The sequence below is a fragment of the Enterobacter sp. BIDMC 30 genome, assembly GCF_000534355.1.
Classification (GTDB): Bacteria; Pseudomonadota; Gammaproteobacteria; order Enterobacterales; family Enterobacteriaceae; genus Enterobacter; species Enterobacter ludwigii.
On sequence record NZ_KI973169.1, the window covers coordinates 3343658 to 3362009 of the forward strand.

The 18352-nt window shown below is 54.3% G+C and carries 13 protein-coding genes; 5 read left to right on the forward strand and 8 right to left on the reverse strand.

Going from position 1 to position 18352, the window contains the following annotated elements; genetic code table 11:
* Positions 1–33 precede the first annotated feature (33 nt).
* The 4 genes from pncB (at position 34) to aspC (ending at position 5876) form a co-directional block, all read left to right on the forward strand.
* Positions 34–1236 (forward strand): nicotinate phosphoribosyltransferase, encoded by a 1203-nt coding sequence (gene pncB / locus L466_RS06580; protein ID WP_025204545.1) that lies wholly within the window; start codon positions 34–36, stop codon positions 1234–1236.
* Between the two features lie 169 nt (positions 1237–1405).
* Positions 1406–2806, forward strand: coding sequence for an asparagine--tRNA ligase (gene asnS, locus L466_RS06575; protein WP_032677806.1), 1401 nt, complete (start codon positions 1406–1408; stop codon positions 2804–2806).
* Between the two features lie 605 nt (positions 2807–3411).
* A complete protein-coding gene (locus L466_RS06570; RefSeq protein ID WP_020884808.1) occupies positions 3412–4500 on the forward strand; it encodes a porin in 1089 nt (362 codons plus the stop codon).
* A gap of 185 nt (positions 4501–4685) precedes the next feature.
* Entirely contained in the window at positions 4686–5876 is a 1191-nt protein-coding gene (gene aspC / locus L466_RS06565; RefSeq protein WP_020884809.1) for an aspartate transaminase, read from the forward strand.
* Between the two features lie 50 nt (positions 5877–5926).
* Here the strand turns inward: aspC and L466_RS06560 are convergent, their stop codons facing one another.
* The 7 genes from L466_RS06560 to cmoM form a co-directional block, all read right to left on the reverse strand.
* Positions 5927–6574, reverse strand: coding sequence for an MBL fold metallo-hydrolase (locus L466_RS06560; protein WP_020884810.1), 648 nt, complete (start codon positions 6572–6574; stop codon positions 5927–5929).
* Positions 6575–6594: 20 nt separating this feature from the next.
* On the reverse strand, positions 6595–7146 hold the full coding sequence (locus L466_RS06555) for a peptidoglycan L,D-endopeptidase MepK (RefSeq protein ID WP_014169403.1): 552 nt from the start codon (positions 7144–7146) through the stop codon (positions 6595–6597).
* A 176-nt stretch (positions 7147–7322) separates the two neighbouring features.
* Entirely contained in the window at positions 7323–9146 is a 1824-nt protein-coding gene (gene ldtD / locus L466_RS06550; RefSeq protein WP_014169402.1) for a L,D-transpeptidase, read from the reverse strand.
* Positions 9147–9322: 176 nt separating this feature from the next.
* The gene (gene mukB / locus L466_RS06545) at positions 9323–13774 is read right to left on the reverse strand and encodes a chromosome partition protein MukB (RefSeq protein WP_014169401.1); all 4452 of its coding nucleotides are present in this window, start codon (positions 13772–13774) and stop codon (positions 9323–9325) included.
* Complete coding sequence (gene mukE / locus L466_RS06540) at positions 13774–14478, reverse strand: chromosome partition protein MukE (RefSeq protein ID WP_014169400.1); 705 nt, start codon at positions 14476–14478, stop codon at positions 13774–13776. The genes mukB and mukE overlap by 1 nt, the downstream gene beginning before the upstream one ends.
* Complete coding sequence (gene mukF, locus L466_RS06535) at positions 14459–15781, reverse strand: chromosome partition protein MukF (protein ID WP_014169399.1); 1323 nt, start codon at positions 15779–15781, stop codon at positions 14459–14461. Before mukF ends, mukE begins: the two co-directional genes overlap by 20 nt.
* 3 nt (positions 15782–15784) lie before the next feature.
* Positions 15785–16564 (reverse strand): tRNA uridine 5-oxyacetic acid(34) methyltransferase CmoM, encoded by a 780-nt coding sequence (gene cmoM / locus L466_RS06530; RefSeq protein WP_020884812.1) that lies wholly within the window; start codon positions 16562–16564, stop codon positions 15785–15787.
* A gap of 124 nt (positions 16565–16688) precedes the next feature.
* Here cmoM and elyC point away from each other — a divergent pair, with 124 nt between their 5' ends.
* Positions 16689–17468: an envelope biogenesis factor ElyC gene (elyC, locus tag L466_RS06525; protein WP_020884813.1), complete on the forward strand. Its 780-nt coding sequence runs from the start codon at positions 16689–16691 to the stop codon at positions 17466–17468.
* Here elyC and L466_RS06520 read toward each other — a convergent pair.
* Positions 17445–18338, reverse strand: a complete 894-nt coding sequence (locus tag L466_RS06520; RefSeq protein ID WP_032681328.1) for a YcbJ family phosphotransferase — start codon at positions 18336–18338, stop codon at positions 17445–17447. The two genes, elyC and L466_RS06520, sit on opposite strands and share 24 nt — an antisense overlap.
* Between the last annotated feature and the right edge of the window lie 14 nt (positions 18339–18352).

The following is an 18352-nucleotide window of genomic DNA, read 5'->3' on the forward strand; positions in this document are numbered from 1 at the left end:
AACGCTCCTGTGAGAGGATGCTACTGCGCACCTATGACTCAATTCGCTTCTCCTGTTCTGCATACATTGCTGGATACCGACGCGTATAAACTGCATATGCAGCAAGCCGTTTTCCACCATTACTATGACGTCCATGTCGCGGCGGAATTCCGCTGCCGTGGTGACGACTTGCTCGGTATCTACGCAGACTCCATTCGTGAACAGGTCGATGCTATGCAGCATCTGACGCTGCAGGACGACGAATATCAGTGGCTCTCTGGCCTGCCCTTCTTTAAAGCTGACTACCTGAACTGGCTGCGCGACTTCCGCTATAAGCCGGAGCAGGTGACCGTGGTCAATGATAACGGCAAGCTGGATATTCGTCTTGAAGGCCCGTGGCGTGAAGTGATCATGTGGGAAGTTCCGCTTCTCGCGGTGATCAGTGAACTGGCCCACCGCTACCGTTCCCCGGAAACCGGCGTTGAGCAGGCAGTCGCGTCGCTGGAAAATAAACTGGCCGCATTCTCAACGCTGACCGAAGGGCTGGATATGTCCCGCTTCCGCCTGATGGATTTTGGCACGCGTCGCCGTTTCTCTCGCGAAGTGCAGCAGGCTATTGTGAAGCGTCTGCAGCAGGAGCCGTGGTTCGTGGGCACCAGCAACTACGATCTGGCACGTCGTCTGGATCTGACCCCGATGGGCACCCAGGCGCATGAGTGGTTCCAGGCGCATCAGCAGATAAGCCCGGACCTGGCAAACAGCCAGCGTGCCGCACTGGCCGCGTGGCTGGAAGAGTATCCCAATCAACTGGGCATCGCGCTTACCGACTGTATTACGATGGACGCGTTCCTGCGTGATTTTGGCCCTGAATTTGCCGAACGTTATCAGGGATTACGCCATGATTCCGGGGATCCGGTTGAATGGGGTGAAAAGGCCATAGCCCATTACGAAAAACTGGGCATTGACCCGATGAGCAAGGTGCTGGTCTTCTCCGATAACCTCGATCTGGCGAAAGCGGTCGATCTCTATCGTCATTTCACCTCCAGAATTAACCTGAGCTTTGGGATTGGCACCCGCCTGACCTGCGACATCCCTCAGGTAAAACCTCTGAACATCGTGATAAAACTGGTGGAATGTAACGGTAAGCCGGTAGCGAAGCTCTCCGATAGCCCCGGTAAAACCATCTGCCATGACAAAGCCTTTGTGCGCGCATTACGCAAAGCATTCGATCTACCGCAGATCAAAAAAGCCAGTTAACTGCTTTCGGGAGCCTTTCAGGCTCCCCTCTCCTCAATTTATTTCTTAATTCTTCTCTTTTGACTGCGAAATCTGCTTGTCTGATGGCGGATGCCAGGTAACATAGATATCCCCCCCAGTAAGGGTGGGCAAGTGTTTATTTTTTCCGACTATTAACAGAGAGAATATTATGAGCGTTGTGCCTGTAGCCGACGTACTCCAGGGCCGTGTCGCCGTTGACCAAGAAGTCACCGTGCGCGGATGGGTGCGTACTCGCCGAGATTCTAAAGCTGGCATCTCCTTCCTTGCCGTCTATGACGGTTCCTGCTTTGATCCTGTACAGGCCGTCATTAATAATTCTCTGCCCAATTACAATGATGACGTTCTGCGCCTGACAACGGGTTGTTCCGTTATCGTAACCGGTGTTGTTGTGGCATCGCCTGGTCAGGGTCAGAGTTTCGAAATTCAGGCCTCTGCCATTGAAGTCACTGGCTGGGTTGAAGATCCCGACACCTACCCAATGGCGGCAAAACGTCACAGCATCGAATACCTGCGTGAAGTGGCGCACCTGCGTCCACGCACCAACCTGATTGGTGCGGTTGCCCGCGTGCGTCATACACTGGCGCAGGCGCTGCATCGTTTCTTCGATGAGCAGGGTTATTTCTGGGTGTCTACCCCACTGATCACCGCGTCCGATACGGAAGGCGCGGGTGAAATGTTCCGCGTCTCTACGCTGGACATGGAAAACCTGCCGCGTACGCCAGAAGGTAAAGTGGACTATGACAAAGACTTCTTCGGTAAAGAGGCCTTCCTGACGGTTTCTGGTCAGCTCAACGGTGAAACTTACGCCTGCGCGCTGTCCAAAATCTACACCTTTGGTCCTACCTTCCGTGCAGAAAACTCCAACACCAGCCGTCACCTGGCGGAATTCTGGATGCTGGAGCCTGAAGTGGCGTTCGCAGATCTGGATGATGTCGCGGGTCTGGCAGAAGCGATGCTGAAATATGTCTTCAAAGCGGTGCTGGAAGAGCGTCCTGATGACATGAAATTCTTCGCAGAGCGTGTCGACAGCGATGCTGTCGCACGTCTGGAACGTTTCGTCTCGGCAGATTTCGCGCAGGTGGACTACACCGACGCGGTGGCCATCCTCGAGAAATGCGGTGAGAAGTTTGAGAACCCGGTTTACTGGGGCGTTGACCTGGCGTCTGAGCACGAGCGTTACCTGGCCGAGAAGCACTTCAAAGCACCGGTTGTGGTGAAAAACTACCCGAAAGACATTAAGGCCTTCTATATGCGCCTTAACGAAGACGGTAAAACCGTTGCGGCGATGGACGTCCTGGCACCGGGCATTGGTGAAATCATCGGTGGTTCTCAGCGTGAAGAGCGTCTTGACGTTCTGGACGCACGCATGGAAGAGATGGGCCTTAATCCTGCGGATTACAGCTGGTATCGCGATTTACGCCGTTACGGTACCGTCCCGCATGCCGGTTTTGGTCTGGGCTTTGAGCGTCTGATCGCCTATGTCACCGGTGTTCAGAACGTCCGTGACGTTATTCCATTCCCACGCACACCGCGTAACGCCAGTTTCTAATCGACTGAATAACAAATGGCCAGCAATTACTGGCCATTATTTTATTCTGCATTGTCAGTTTTCGTCAGCGCAAAGTCAGCATTTTTAAACCACAACCCCGTTACAACCACTACCTGTTACGTTTTGTTTCCACGAAACATCTACGCACAAAAAATAAACCCTATTCTTATTGCGCTTATTGCAATCTGAAGCAATAGCACAAAATTCAACCAGTTTTACAGCCATCCAGAAGTCTCTTTCGGGTCATAAGAAAAAATGAGCCGTTTGGCTTCTGTTTATACGAATTGCCTTTATCTAAATTAATTATAAGCTTTTCATATAGATATCAATATATCTGCCGTTTAATTCGCCAGTGGACGCTGAAATTTGAGGTGGTTCACAAAGTTCCGAAAAATACATATTTAGTTACATATGATTTCTTTTTGTAACTTAATCTTGAGAATTGTAGCACTTTCAGGCTAGCGAAACGGTTCTATGAATGGAAAGATGCCTGTCAGATACATAAAGACACCTAACTCTCATCAATAGTTCCGGAAATATTTATTGACAGAATTTATTGACGGCAGTGGCGAGTGTCATAAAAAAACCAATGAGGGTAATAAATAATGATGAAGCGCAATATTCTGGCAGTGGTAATCCCTGCCCTGCTGGTAGCCGGTGCAGCTAACGCTGCAGAAATCTATAACAAAAGCGGCAACAAACTGGATCTGTACGGGAAAGTGGTTGGTGAGCACGACTTCGTTACCTCTGGTGACAACACTGACAGCAATGACGCTACCTATGCTCAGATCGGTTTCAAAGGCGAGACTCAAATTAACGACCAACTGACTGGTTTCGGTCAGTGGGAATACCGTGCTCTGGCAAGCCAGGCAGAAAGCAACCAGACTCAGCGTACCCGTCTGGCATTCGCCGGTCTGAAAGCGGGTGATGCAGGTTCCATCGACTACGGCCGTAACTACGGTATCGTATACGACGTAGAATCCTACACCGATATGGCGCCATCTTTCTCAGGTATGACCTGGGCAAACTACTCTGACAACTTCATGACTGGCCGTAACTCTGGTCTCCTGACTTACCGCAACTCTGACTTCTTCGGTCTGGTTGACGGTCTGAGCCTGGGCCTGCAGTATCAGGGCAAAAACGAGCGTACTGACGTGAGAACCGCTAACGGTGACGGTTTCGGTACCTCTGTAGGTTATGAGTTCGGTGAAGGTTTCGGCCTGATCGGCGCATACAGCAACTCTGACCGTACTGACGGGCAATCCGCAGACGGCAAAGGCGAGAAAGCAGAAGCATGGGCTGTTGGTGCTAAATACGATGCGAACAACATCTACCTGGCAACCACCTATGCTGAAACGCGTAACATGACCCGTGAAGACGACGGTTCTTTCGCAAACAAAACGCAGAATTTCGAAGTTATCGCTCAGTACCAGTTCGACTTCGGTCTGCGCCCATCCGTGTCCTACGTGCAGTCTAAAGGTAAAAACCTTGCACAACGTGGCACCTTCGCTGGCGGCGATGCTGACCTGCAGAAATTCGTTGAACTGGGTGCAACTTACTACTTCAACAAAAACTTCAACATCTATGTTGATTACCAGCTGAACCTGATCGACGACACCGACTACTCTCGTAGCGTGGGTATCGTGAACGGTAAAGACGACCAGGTTGCAATGGCTGTGACCTACCAGTTCTAATCAGTACACCACTTTGTTATATGCTTAATGAACAGGGCTTCGGCCCTGTTTTTTTTATGTCTGATAGCAAAAAATGGCGACTTTTGAAAAGCCGCACGCTTTTTGTCGCAAACGGTTGGCATTTTGTAAATCTACCGTTAACCTGATAGCGGATTTCACTTCTGTAATCACAATGGAACTTCGTCATGTTTGAGAACATTACCGCCGCTCCTGCCGACCCTATTCTGGGCCTGGCCGATCTGTTTCGTGCCGACGACCGCCCTGGTAAAATCAACCTGGGTATTGGTGTATATAAAGATGAAACCGGCAAAACCCCGGTGCTGACCAGCGTTAAAAAAGCTGAGCAGTATCTGCTGGAAAATGAAACCACCAAAAATTACCTCGGTATTGATGGTATCCCTGAATTTGGTCGTTGCACTCAGGAACTGCTGTTCGGCAAAGGCAGTGCAATTGTGAGCGACAAGCGTGCGCGTACAGCACAGACCCCTGGCGGTACCGGCGCGCTGCGCGTCGCGGCGGATTTCCTTGCGAAAAACACCTCTGTTAAGCGTGTCTGGGTGAGCAACCCAAGCTGGCCAAACCACAAGAGCGTATTCAACTCTGCAGGCCTGGAAGTACGCGAATATGCTTACTACGACGCGGCTAACCACTCTCTGGACTTCGACGGTCTGCTGGCCAGCCTGAACGAGGCTCAGGCGGGTGATGTGGTGCTGTTCCACGGCTGCTGCCACAACCCAACCGGTATTGATCCAACGCTGGAACAGTGGGAACAGCTGGCGAAGCTCTCCGTAGAAAAAGGCTGGCTGCCGCTGTTTGACTTTGCATACCAGGGCTTCGCCCGTGGTCTGGAAGAAGATGCGGAAGGTCTGCGCGCTTTTGCTGCCGTGCATCAGGAACTGATCGTGGCAAGCTCTTACTCCAAGAACTTCGGTCTGTACAATGAGCGTGTCGGTGCTTGTACGCTGGTTGCGGCGAATACTGAAACCGTTGATCGTGCATTCAGCCAGATGAAATCCGTGATCCGCGCTAACTACTCTAACCCGCCTGCACACGGTGCCTCTGTCGTTGCGACTATCCTGAGCAACGATGCACTGCGTGCTATCTGGGAACAAGAGCTGAACGATATGCGTCAGCGTATTCAGCGCATGCGTCTGCTGTTTGTGAACACCCTTGCGGAGAAAGGCGCTGACCGTGACTTCAGCTTTATTATTAAGCAGAACGGTATGTTCTCTTTCAGCGGCCTGACCAAAGAACAGGTTCTGCGTCTGCGTGAAGAGTTTGGCGTCTACGCCGTGGCGTCTGGCCGCGTCAACGTTGCAGGCATGACCCCAGACAATATGGCGCCGCTGTGCGAAGCCATCGTCGCCGTGCTGTAAATTGCACCCATAAAAAAAGCCTGCGTAATGCAGGCTTTTTTTTATTCTGGTTACCAGACAGGCATTTCGTCCTGAAGGAACGGGTTATGGAGTCGTTCATAACCCAGCGTCGACATCGGACCGTGTCCAGGGATAAACGTCACATCATCGCCCAGCGGCAACAACTTCTGTTTAATCGACTGAATCAGCTGTCCGTGGTCGCCACGTGGAAAATCGCTGCGTCCTACGCCACCTTTGAAAATCACATCGCCGGAAATCAGCAGACGGGACTGGTCATCAAAGAAGACAATATGGCCTGGCGTATGCCCAGGACAATGCAACACCTGTAAAGTCACATTCCCTACGTTAACGCGCTCTCCTTCATTTAGCCAGCGATCGGGCGTCAGGGGCAGACACTCATCAAGGCCAAACATGCGGCTCTGGGCTGGTAAACCCTGCAGCCAGAACTCATCTTCTTTTTCCGGACCGATCACAGGCACACCGAAGTGCTGTGCCAGCTCCGCCGCCGCACCAACATGATCAAGATGACCATGCGTCAGTAAAATCTGCATCAGCGTGACACCGCTATCAGCGACTTCCTGCTTGATTTTCTCAGCGTCACCGCCGGGATCGACAAGCGCGGCCAGTTTGGTTTGCTCACACCAGATTAATGAACAATTCTGGGAGAATGCAGTAACCGGAATAATACGATAGTTCATACTGCTCCTGTGTTTCGTTATTACCAGTGCCGGACCGGACCGGTATCAATATGCACAAAGTTGCTACTTGGGTAATATCCTACACCACCTGCGCGCATAGATAACGCAGCTTTGCGAATATTGGCTAACGAAACGCCTTCAATATGGAAATCCATTGCCTGTCCCTTCGTGTGATAGCTTTTTTTCGCTACCCCACGGCTGTGGGCGCGCAGTTCATTATTGGTATCAACAGAGCGATAACCAGAAATAAGTTGCACTGGCTTGCTGGTACCCAGCAGGCCCTGAAGGCGGAATAACTGATCAAACAGTCCTGGGTCGATGGCTTTTATTTTATTCGCGCGGAAATCACGGAAAAAATGGTTAAGTCTTGCTAATTCATCCTGAATATAGCCTCTGCCATCGAAGAACTCCGCTTTTAACGACTCACCGGTGTGGAGATTGTTGAGCGTTAAAACTCGCGGACGAGGTGTCGAGAGGGTGGCAAATGCTGGCGTCGGCAAGATGGCCGCTGCGCCGAGCGCAACACCACCTAACGCCAGCAGTTTGCGGCGATTAGCGTCAAATTTGTCCATGATAATCAGGTCTACAGGTCAATGTTTATCGTAAATATGCTTAGCGCACGAAGGGCACCTTAACTGGCAAAGCCGACTACGTCAAGGCACCCAACCCCAGTAAATACGCGGCCTCCAGCCATATAGCCCCGTATTCACCATTACTTACGACAACCTATTTTCCCGAACTGCTTCATTTACCTGATTAATTGTTCAGCTTTTGGCAAAATTTGTGCGCCGGATCGCGCCGTGAGATCATAATTGTAAATATCTGTACGATACTGCGTCCGCCCGTCCTCACCCACAAACGCCGTCAGATAATAAAGATTGACCGGAATATTATGGCGAATATTAACGTAACGCGTATCCCCCTGCTTCAGGGCGTCAGAGATGCGCGTATCGTTCCAGCCTGCATCCTGCAACAGCATATTAGCCAGCTCCGAGGCTTTATTGACACGCACACAGCCTGAACTCAGCGCGCGGGTATCTTTCTGGAACAGATTGTGGTTCGGCGTATCGTGCAGATAGATAGCATCTGAACTCGGCATATTGAACTTGTAGCGTCCGAGCGAGTTATGTGCACCGGGTGCCTGCTGGAACCGGAATGGCAGATTAGACGCGGTAATGGTTGACCAGTCGACCATATAGGGGTCTATCGCCTCTTTGCTGTTCCAGCCGCGCATCACCGTATAGCCATGGCGTTCCAGGTAACCCGGATCGTTCCAGACCTTGGGCAGAATGTCTTTACGCGCCAGCGTCGGCGGTACGTTCCACGGCGGGTTAACCACCACGTTGTTCAGCGCACTGCTCATCATCGGCGTTTTGCGATCGGGACGTCCCACAATCACGCGTGACGCCAGCACTTCACTGCCGTTCTGGTAATAGACCAGCGAATACGCCGGAATATTCACCATGATGCCGGTAGAGAGGGTCCCTGGCAGCAAGCGTAAACGCTGGATATTGAGCGCCAGCACCCCTGCCCGCTGCGCAGGTGAGACGTTCAGCCAGTCGCGCGTTGACTGGCCAATCACGCCATCAGCACCCAGCCCCTGAGCAGCCTGAAACTGCTTAACCGCTGCAACCAGCTCCCGATCGTAGGCCGCGGGCTTATCACTCAGAACGGCGGCTTTTTTCTCTTTCACCGGGGCTGACGGGCTGACAACGACGCTTTGCGCATCGTCACCCGGCAGGGCAATTTTAGGCCCGCTATCCAGAATACCGGAGCGTTTGAGGATCTCACGCAGGGCAGGCACATCGCTGCTCCACTGTCCAGGACGCAGCGTCGCGGTACCACGCATCTGCGGCCATGGACGTGAATCCCCGACCAGTTCCAGAAGCGACTGATGCATGGTCGCGTATTGCGGATGTGCCGGCGCGAGGCTCGCAATAAAGCGCGGCAGATCGCCACTATCCAGCGCCAGTTGCCACTGGTTAATTACCGACAGTGCCGGAGTTGCCAGCTTGTAAGGCTTATCGCTGTACAACCAACGGTTACCATTGACCGGAATACCGGCCACAAACTGGAGATACCCCATCATGGCATCGGAAAGCACCACGTCCCGCGCCTGCCCTGTGACAGCAGGATCGGTTAAGAGCTCAACCCATTTTGTGAACTGCGGCTGGAACCCTGCAATGGCGACTTCTGCCAGCTGTTGCTGGAACGCGCGCACCGCATCACGGTTTTCCCACATGGGTTTCATGTCACGCGCCGCATAGAGCAGCGTGAGCTGGCTGGTATAGACAGGCGTGTAGCCTGCTGGCAGCCCAGACAGCAGCTGCTGGCGAAGCGATTCCGCGTCGATGCCTTCTGGCAACGGCTTAATACCGGCCATGATGGCCGTCGCAGGAGACTGCTCCAGCGGTTGAGACAGCGACGTTGGCTGTGTGCCAGTCGTTGCTGTGCTGTCAGTCGGCACAATTTCAGGCTCGTCGGCCTGAGCGGTTAACAGTGGAGCAAACGTCACTGCCAGGCATAAACTTAGCGCAGACAGCTGACGACCACATTTTTTCTTTAGCAACATCCCTTGCCCCCTGTTTTCACGACATGCCCATCACGTTGGGGCTTTCTTTTATTATAGGGTGACGGCAAACCTGTTGCCTTACCTTATGTAAAGAAGTTTAAAGATAACGCAGCCTTAAACACAAGTTAAGCGAAAAAAAAGCGGCGCTGGTGCGCCGCTCACGGTTAGAAAACGCCTCAGGACGCGTCTGCCGTTGTTTCCGGTAAGGATTCTGGCGGCTGTGGGGCAAAACCGCGTAACCCGACCACGTGAACGTGTTCGGTATTCTGGAATACCTTACGCACCAGTTTATACGTGGTGCCTTTCTCAGGACTGATGTTCTCCGGCGCAGCGATAATGAGCTGCATATCAAGACGCTCACAGAGTTCAAACAGCGTGGCAATTGAGCGGGCGTCAAGACGCGCAGCTTCATCCAGGAACAGCAGTCGACATGGGGAGATATCTTTGCCGCGCAGACGACGCGCCTCATCTTCCCAGCTCTGGACCACCATCACCAGAATCGACATCCCGGTACCGATAGCTTCACCGGTAGAGAGTGCACCGGACTCCGCACGGAGCCAGCCGTCTGAACCACGGTTAACCTCCACTTCCATTTCCAGGTAGTTACGGTAATCCAGGAGCTCTTCACCAATGGTTTGCGGCGTGCGTTGCCCCATGTCAATCTGCGGATTAAGGCGCTGATACAGTTTCGCCAGCGCTTCGGAGAAGGTCAGACGGTTGCTGTTGAACAGATCCTGATGCTGTTCGTGCTGTTCAGACAACACTTCCAGCAGCGTCGAGTGCGCTTCACGCACGTTCACGTTCAGACGCACGCTGTTCACCTGACCAAACGATACGCTCTGCAAGCCCTGGTTCAGCTGGCGAATTCGGTTCTGCTCGCGCTGGATGGTTTTACGGATGATATTCGCCACGCTGCGGGAACTGATAGCCAGCTTCTGCTCGCGGGAGGTCAGCTCTTCCGTCAGGCGGCCCAGTTCGATTTCCATCTGCTCAATGGCTTCGACCGGATCGTCGGTACGAATGATGTCCTGACGAATACGCTCACGCAGGTGCTGATAAACGGCCACGAAGAACTGGATCTTACGCTCAGGGCGTTTCGGATCTTCGGACATACGCAGCACATCGCGCAGGTGTTCGTTATCCGCCACCGCCAGACGCAAGGCACCCAGCGCCTTATCCGACATAGAGCGCAGTTCATCCGCAGAGAGATAGGCCAGCTCGCGACGATGCAGACGGCGTTCAACGTTATTGTCTTTCACCATCCGCATGACGGCGCACCAGCCCGCCTTCGCGGTCACGACCTGCTCACGCATTTCGTGATAATCACGCTCCAGCTTGCGCAGGCGACGAGTCAGGTTATCCATTTCCGCTTCACAGAAGGTCAGCGCTTTTTCCAGCTGATTACGACGTGCGCGGTTATTACTGAGCTGCGCATGCAGTTCATCACGACGGATACGCGCCCGCTCTTCTGCTCCGCTGTCAGCACGGACGCCAATGTCCTGTAACTCTTTCTGAAGATCGTTTAACAGCTCTTTCTTGGTGTCGAAGGAGCTTTTCAGCGAGGCCAGGACCTGATTGTACTGGTTTAGCTGTGCCGAGTGGCTACGCATCGCGTCACGGGCGCGAGTACGTTCCGCTTCAGCCTGTTCAAGGCGCTGACGCAGCTTCTCATTGAGATCGCTGTTACCGCTCAGCATCTCCGCGGAATCGGAGTAGCCGAAGTGGGCCCGGCGCTGCACCACTTCCGTCAGGGCAAACGCCTGCTGGCGCGCTTCGCGCTGCACCTGCTGCGACCAGGCATAATCTTCTTTTAACTGTTCGAACTGCTCCGGATCGCTCTGCAACACGGAGACCATTGGTTCGAGCTTCGCCAGCTGATTACCGTACTGCTGAACAAAACGTGCCGCTTCCTGAGCTTCATCCAGACGTTCCTGAATCTCATCCACGCGGTCAGCCAGCGTGTCATCTGCCAGCAGATTCAGGCGAGGCAGGATGCGGTTAAGGGCCGCAACGCCCTCTTTCGCCTGTTCGAACTGAACGCGGCTTTGCTGGTTGTCATTTTCATGGTTTGAGATCGCACGCTCAAGCTCGCCGCGACGAGTGTTGAGCTTGCGAATTTCGGCTTCCGGGTCAGCTTCAAACGCCACGCCCAGATGGCTGCCGATAAAGCGGCTGAACGCCTGATGAAGACGCTGGGTTTTCTGCACGTCAAACGACAGGGTCGCAAAACGTTCAGACAGCGTCTCACGCTCGGCGTGCAGACTTTCAATCCGGTTTTCACGCGCTGCGCGACCAAACAGCGGAAGCTCAGGGAAGCGAGAATAACGCCACTGACGATCGGCGATTTTGACGACAACCGCTTTTTCCAGCTCATCGACGCTGAATACGCTGTCATCGAACGACTGCGGGTCCCCTTCGATTAAATAGAGGTCTTCCGGGCAATCTTCCAGCCCTGCCAGTTGGTCAGCAATCAGCGACAGATCCGGGACCACAATCGCGTTACGTGATGGGCCATACAGGGCTGAGAAGTACGGCGCATCGTCCAGACCGACATCGTCATAGATTTCGGACAACAGCACGCCGCCAAAACGTTCAGCCAGGGCGTTCAGACGTGAATCTTCCGAACCACCAGGCTGGCTTAAGCGCTCAATCTCTTCATCGATCTCACGTTTACGGGCGCCGACTTCATCGCGCTCAACAATCGCCTCGCGCTCGCGCTCCAGCAGCTGTTGCAGATATTCGGTCACGTCCTGGCTGGACTCAAACTGTTCGCCGCACTGTTCACTGAGCTGGTTCAGGCTGCTTTGGGCAGCCAGCCAGACTGGTGCACGCTGCAGCAGCACCTTAGAACGGGACTGCAGCTGCTCCATCTCCTGGCGCAGCGTCATGCGCTGTTCACTGGCGTTGGATACGGAATCGGAAAGCGCAGCAATACGCGCTTCGAGCTCCTGATGCAGAGCTTCAAGATCGTCGAAATCGTAATTTTTGCCCTGGCGCTTACAGAACTCCGCCAGCATACGCTCGGCTTCCTGCTGTTCGCGAAGACGCTGTTCCAGTTCGTTCAGGCGCATACGCAGCGGCTGAACCTGCTCGGCCAGATGGCGCTGGTTCACACCGTCGCGCAGCAGTTCACGGGCAACTTCCCACGCTTCGTTACGCGCAAGCGGTCCGTTAATTGCCACAACCAGCTGGTACGCTTGCTCAAACTGACTGTGCGCCGTTTGCGCGACGCTCATCTTCTGTTCAAGCGAGAGCAGTTTCTCGGTCGCTTCCTGCTCTTTGGCCTGGAAGGTATCCAGCCACTGGTCAGCGCTTTCCGGGGTGAGGTCAGGCAGATGACACAGCTCTTTTGCACGCTGTAACGCCTGAAGTGCCTGGGTATACTGAATTGCACGCGTCTGCTGCACGTCCAGCGCCTGCTGGTAATCGGCCAACTGATTTTTCAGCTCATCCACTTCCAGCTCGGCGGCCTCGGCACGTGCTTCGTTCTCTTCCTGCATGTCGGCAGCTTCCGCCACCACTTCATTTTGCTCTTCGAGACGAATTTGCAGCTCATCGAGATCCGCTTCGTAGCGCTCGATCTTCTCCTGCTGACGCAGGGCGGTCTGCACCAGGTTCAGGTGATCGCTGGCAGCCTGGTAATCGGCTTCCAGATCGCCTTCGGCGCCGTTGTGCTCGCCCAGTTCACGCGCCATTTCGACGTGCTTATACTGCTCAGCAACCAGCTGTTTACGGGAGGTGAACAGTTCGCGGCGGTACTCTAACGCCTGATCGAGATGGACACGACGTTCATTGGCGTGACGCATATAGTCCGCCGCCACGTAGTTGGTGGCCTCGCTAATCAGGTGCTTAAACAGGTCACGGTCAGACTGCGTCACGCGAATGGCTTCGAGCGTCATGCGGTTTTCACGCAGCGCAGCTTCCATATCCTGGAAGGCCTTACGCACGCCGCTGTTTTCCGGCAACAGGTAGTCGCGCAGGGAGCGGGTAATGGCGCTGGAGATACCACCGTACAGCGATGCTTCGATCAAACGGTAGTATTTGCTACGGTCAGACGCGCTGCGCAGACGACGCGCCACAACGCCCAGATCGAACATCAGGGAGTGGTAATCCGTAATGGAGTTGAACTGCTTGAACTGCACGCCTTCGATGGTTTCGAGCTTATCTTTCAGCTCCTGCAGCGTCAGCACGCGCGCCTGGCGCTCATTCAGGGTTTCCGTCAGCAGCGCTGTGGGCTGCATGGAGGTTGGCAGCCCCTGGATGGCAAACGGTTTAATGTCCACTTTACGGTCACGGCCTGCGACCTGCTGCAGACGTACCCCCACCACCACACGCTGATGTCGGGAGTTAATCACGTCCAGAACCGAATAACAGACGCCTGCTTTGAGCTTACCGTGCAGGCCTTTATCGCGAGAGCCGCTGGTCGCGCCCGCTTCGGTGGTGTTACGGAAATGGAGCAGCGTCAGATCGGGGATCAGTGCCGTAACAAACGCCGCCATGGTGGTGGATTTACCCGCACCGTTACCACCGGAGAGCGTCGTAACCAGCTCATCCAGATCGAACGTCCGGGCAAAGAAGCCGTTCCAGTTAATCAGCGTTAGTGAGCGAAATTTACCGCGTTCAATCATTACTCTTCCTCCCCGCTATCCGGCAGATTCTCTTCATGCTCATCGTCGAGCTGCAAATGGTTTTCCACCGGCATCGCTTCACCGTCGCGGATCATGCGAAGCTGCGCTTCACGCGCATCGTCGCCCGCACGCACATCGGCGCCGAAGCGGAAGACAGATTCCGTGATGCGGAATTTGCTGCTGTCATGGCCCATAAACCAGACCATGCCCAGACGACGCAGACGGTTAAGGGAAGAGCGAACTTTTTCCTGCAATTTCTGGCGGTCAAGATCCGAGCCGGTGGAGCGGTTGTTCACCAGCTTAAGCAGCTTGCTCTCATCCGCCAGCGCCAGCAGCTCGTCGTAAAGCTCCTGCTGGGTGAAGATGCCTTCATTTGCCAGACGCTCCGGGCTGAGATAGAGGTAGCAAAGAATTTTGCCGACCATCATATCCAGCTCAGAGAGCACGGAACGCGGAATCAGGGTTGTGGAACGTGGACGCAGGTAGAAAAACCCTTCCGGTGCGCGGATAAGCTCCACGTTATAGCGGGCGTAAAACTCCTCCAGGTACTCCTGGAAGTCCATCAAAAAGGCGTGATTGTCCAGCTCGTCTAAGCCAATGTGACGACCGGCACGCAGTTGGCTGTCCAGCGCCGGAAACAACGGATTCGCCAGCGCCTGTGCCAGCTTAACTGGCATCACTTGTTCAATATTTGTCAATGACATGCGCCTGTACCTTGGCTCCGTAATCGTTAATCGGCTGCCACTTCGGCGGCAGCCCGGTGAAATCTGCTTGCGCGACGCCCAGACGCACGGCCTGGTCTACCACGATGCGGGCGATGTCGAAGTGGCGCGCGCGAGGATATTGCGCCAGATAGTCGCGCACCACGAGCCCAAGATCCAGCGGCACTTGTCTGGTTTTGTAGACAGCGAGCTGTTCTTCGATCATCGCCGCAAGTTGCTCACGAATTTCGTTGAACTCTTCATATTCCAGATCCGGTGGCAGTTCACCGGTCACTTCTTCATCGCGCAGGGCCATCTCTTCGTCGCGCATATCCAGCAGACGATCGGCACTGGCGTAAGTCAGCGCCCATGGCGCATCGAAATAGGTCTGTACCGACTGGCGCAGACGCTGAGCAAAGACGCGGTTTTTATCCATATCGATCGCGGTACGGATAAATTTATGCACGTGACGGTCATAACCGATCCACAGGTCAATCGACTGCTGACCCCAGCTAATAATACGATCGAGTTTGCTCTGCAGATCGAACACCAGACGGTCAATAAAATGCAGATCGTCATGGGCCATGGTCGCATCCTGGATGCGCAGGAGGTTCGCCTGAAGCTTATCCCCTGCCGCTTCCAGCGTATCCTGCAGTTCACGCAGCGTACCCGAGGTTTCCGACAGCAACATTTCACAGCTGGAGATGGCCGCACGCCAGTCTTTATTCAGTAACTGCGCGATATCGTCTTTTACCTGTTGCTGCTGTTCATCCATCAGACGCTGGGTCAGATCGATGCTGTCGAAAATCTCTGCCACCGAATATTTCAGCGGCGCATAGACGTTACGGTGCCAGTGGAATTCGTCACCGTTTTCATCCGCTGCATCGGCGGCGCGCTTAAGTTCACCCGCCACAATCGAGAGCTGCATGGAAAGACGCAGCGTGGAAAATTCACGCTGGCGGATGTAGTAATCGGTGATGCCGATACCCAGTGGCGTCAGACGATAGATGGCGTTTCCTTCCGCCTGCTCGCTGGTAAAGCGGTTCAGCAGACGTTGACGCACCATATCGTTGATTGCGTTGTTGGCACGCACGCTAATGGTTTCGCTGGTTTGCTCAAACGCATCACTGACATGGCGGAACGCATCCACCAGTTCACCCTCGCTCATTTCGCCATCCAGCCGTTCGCCGTTCAGCGTGGCAACCGCCAGCAGGAAGGAGAGTCTGTCTACCGGCAGCGAGATGGAGAAATCGTTTTTCCTGGCCCAGGCAACCAGTTCGGGGACTGTCTGGGAAAATTCACTCATAGGTTATCCTTGCATCTGCGGCTTGTGCGCGGTGACGTGAATATAGCGGCCAAGACTGACAAAAGGTTCCTGACGGCAATACCGCGTTTCTAATTCTGTTAAGGTGTCAAAACAGTCACGCTGTTTGTGTTTTTCACGCAGATAATCATGAAACACCCTGACGCCCGTTTTCCCGGTTATCTCCCAGCCAATCTCTTCCAGCCAGCCATACACCTGCTGCGGATCGCGCGGATAATCCGGGGAAAGCGTGCGTTTTTTCTTTTTTGGCATCCCGACCTGAACATAGTCGAAGTTACCCGCAACCATGTTGTGCATCAGGAAGCCGTTAGCATTGTAGAACATCAGTGACAGCGTACCGCCCGGGCGCAACATCGACCACAGGGTGCGTAACACGCTTTGCGGATCGGCAACCCACTCCAGCACTGCATGAAACAATATCAGATCAACCTGGGTTTCCAAATGCTGTGCGATGTCCTGAGCGGCGCATTGTATAAAATGCATGTTGTCGCTCACACCTTTCTCTTCTGCGGCACGCGTCGCACGCGCGATCATCTCAGCAGAAAGATCGCAAAGCGTTACGTGATGACCGCGCTGGGCCATTTTGATAGCCGTCTGCCCTTCACCGCCGCCAGCGTCCAGCACGCGCAACGTTTGCCCCTCAAACGAGGCCAGGATGTTGTCCAGATCCTGCCAGAGGATCGTCTGACGCAACTGCCCTTTCGTGGTGCCATAAATGTTGCGCGAAAACTTTTCCGCGATGTCATCAAAATTGCGATCCCGCATTGGGAGAGTTCCACTCGCTAACTGCAAAACCGCTATTTTGTCACACCCGCGCGGAGAATGAACCTCTCTGGTGTAATATCACGAGTAATCACCTGCTATATGGTTAAAAAAGGAACCAAAAAGGATGCTTTTTACCCTGAAGAAATACATTGGGGGGATGATGCTTCCCCTTCCACTGCTGCTTATCATTATTGCGCTGGGGCTGGCGCTGGTGTGGTTTAGTCGCTTTCAGAAAAGTGGCAAAACGCTTATTACCGTCGGCTGGCTGGTCCTGCTGCTGCTGAGTCTGCAACCGGTCGCGGATAGCCTGTTACGCCCTGTCGAAAACAGGTACCCGACATGGCAGGGTCATCAGGAGGTGAAGTATATCGTGGTGCTGGGTGGCGGTTACACCTGGGATCCAAACTGGGCGCCCAGTTCAAACCTGATTAACAACAGCCTGCCTCGACTGAACGAAGGTATTCGCCTGTGGCTGGCGAATCCGGGATCGAAAATGATCTTTACCGGTGCGGCGGCAAAAACAAACCCGGTCAGCACGGCCGAAGCCGGAGCCAGAGTGGCTGAATCGCTGGGTGTACCGCGTTCCGCTATCATCACGCTGGACAGCCCAAAAGACACTGAAGAAGAAGCTGCCGCCGTGAAGCAGGCGATTGGCGATGCCCCGTTCCTGCTGGTTACGTCCGCCTCGCACCTGCCGCGGGCGATGATTTTCTTCGAAAGAGTTGGCCTGCATCCCCTCCCCGCGCCGGCTAACCAGATGGCCATCGACGCGCCGCTTAACCCGTGGGAACGGGCGATCCCGTCCCCGGTGTGGCTGATGCACAGCGATCGTGTCGGTTACGAAACGCTTGGACGCCTCTGGCAATGGCTAAAAGGCGCGTCAGGCGAGCCAGGGCAGGAGTGATTTCGTGGCGAGATCGAAGTTGGCGCGATTAAAACGGCCAGTATTGACCAGTTGCGCCACTTCATCCCAGAGCAGATAGAGCCAGCGGCGCCAGAGAAACGCTTCTGCAACTGGCGCCCGCTGGAGATAATGCCAGAGTAACCCCTCTGCGGCCCCGCTGTCGCTGAGCCTGAACAACTCGTACTCGCGCGGTGCCCAGAGCATGATCCCCGGCCCTACCATTGCCAGAAGCTGGTCGCTGCGAGGGTCTTTCAGCATGCTGCGCAGGGTAAAATTGCCGTGAACCAGCACGCAGTTGTCGTTAAAGCCGTCAAACAGCGCGGGCAAACACTCCCGGGTGCGGAACAAAATACGTTTGTCCTGCATGGTCATACCGGTGTTATTAAACTGGTTAAGGGTGCCCCACAACACTTCGACCCGCTGGCGGTACCACAGTGGCCACAGGTTTTCCTGGGTGCTGTCTACCGGCCCGACGAGCCCACCGCTGTCTTGTCTGTGCCAACCCAGTAGCGCCTCGACAATCTGATCTTTCAGCTGTTCCCAGCGTTCCGGTGAACGAGCAGGCGCTTCCACAGGCACGCCACGTAACCGCTCAATCAGCAGGACATCGGGGCCGGGGTGTTCTTCATGCGTCATCACGCCATACACCGTCGGCATGCGGACGGTCCCTTGTCGCGCAAGCATCGACATTTTCCAGGCCAGCTGCCTTGCAACGCCCGGCGAGGTAAAACTTCGGGCCATCAGCGGCATTGGGTTTCCCTGGCTGTCATATAACGACCAGAGTGCGGTATCTGCTTTTTCGTTCACACACTCAACCCTGCTTAACTTCTCACCCAGCAGATGGCTCAGTTCAGCACGCAGCTGTTCCATATGAGATTACCCCC

Bases quoted from the DNA above. Each gene is read 5' to 3' on its own strand.
- aspC (WP_020884809.1), top strand. From the start codon at position 4,686: ATGTTTGAGAACATTACCGCCGCTCCTGCCGACCCTATTCTGGGCCTG.
- mukE (WP_014169400.1), bottom strand. From the start codon at position 14,478: ATGTCATTGACAAATATTGAACAAGTGATGCCAGTTAAGCTGGCACAG.
- L466_RS06560 (WP_020884810.1), bottom strand. From the start codon at position 6,574: ATGAACTATCGTATTATTCCGGTTACTGCATTCTCCCAGAATTGTTCA.
- asnS (WP_032677806.1), top strand. From the start codon at position 1,406: ATGAGCGTTGTGCCTGTAGCCGACGTACTCCAGGGCCGTGTCGCCGTT.
- mukF (WP_014169399.1), bottom strand. From the start codon at position 15,781: ATGAGTGAATTTTCCCAGACAGTCCCCGAACTGGTTGCCTGGGCCAGG.
- L466_RS06520 (WP_032681328.1), bottom strand. From the start codon at position 18,338: ATGGAACAGCTGCGTGCTGAACTGAGCCATCTGCTGGGTGAGAAGTTA.
- L466_RS06570 (WP_020884808.1), top strand. From the start codon at position 3,412: ATGATGAAGCGCAATATTCTGGCAGTGGTAATCCCTGCCCTGCTGGTA.
- mukB (WP_014169401.1), bottom strand. From the start codon at position 13,774: ATGATTGAACGCGGTAAATTTCGCTCACTAACGCTGATTAACTGGAAC.
- elyC (WP_020884813.1), top strand. From the start codon at position 16,689: ATGCTTTTTACCCTGAAGAAATACATTGGGGGGATGATGCTTCCCCTT.
- cmoM (WP_020884812.1), bottom strand. From the start codon at position 16,564: ATGCGGGATCGCAATTTTGATGACATCGCGGAAAAGTTTTCGCGCAAC.
- L466_RS06555 (WP_014169403.1), bottom strand. From the start codon at position 7,146: ATGGACAAATTTGACGCTAATCGCCGCAAACTGCTGGCGTTAGGTGGT.
- pncB (WP_025204545.1), top strand. From the start codon at position 34: ATGACTCAATTCGCTTCTCCTGTTCTGCATACATTGCTGGATACCGAC.
- ldtD (WP_014169402.1), bottom strand. From the start codon at position 9,146: ATGTTGCTAAAGAAAAAATGTGGTCGTCAGCTGTCTGCGCTAAGTTTA.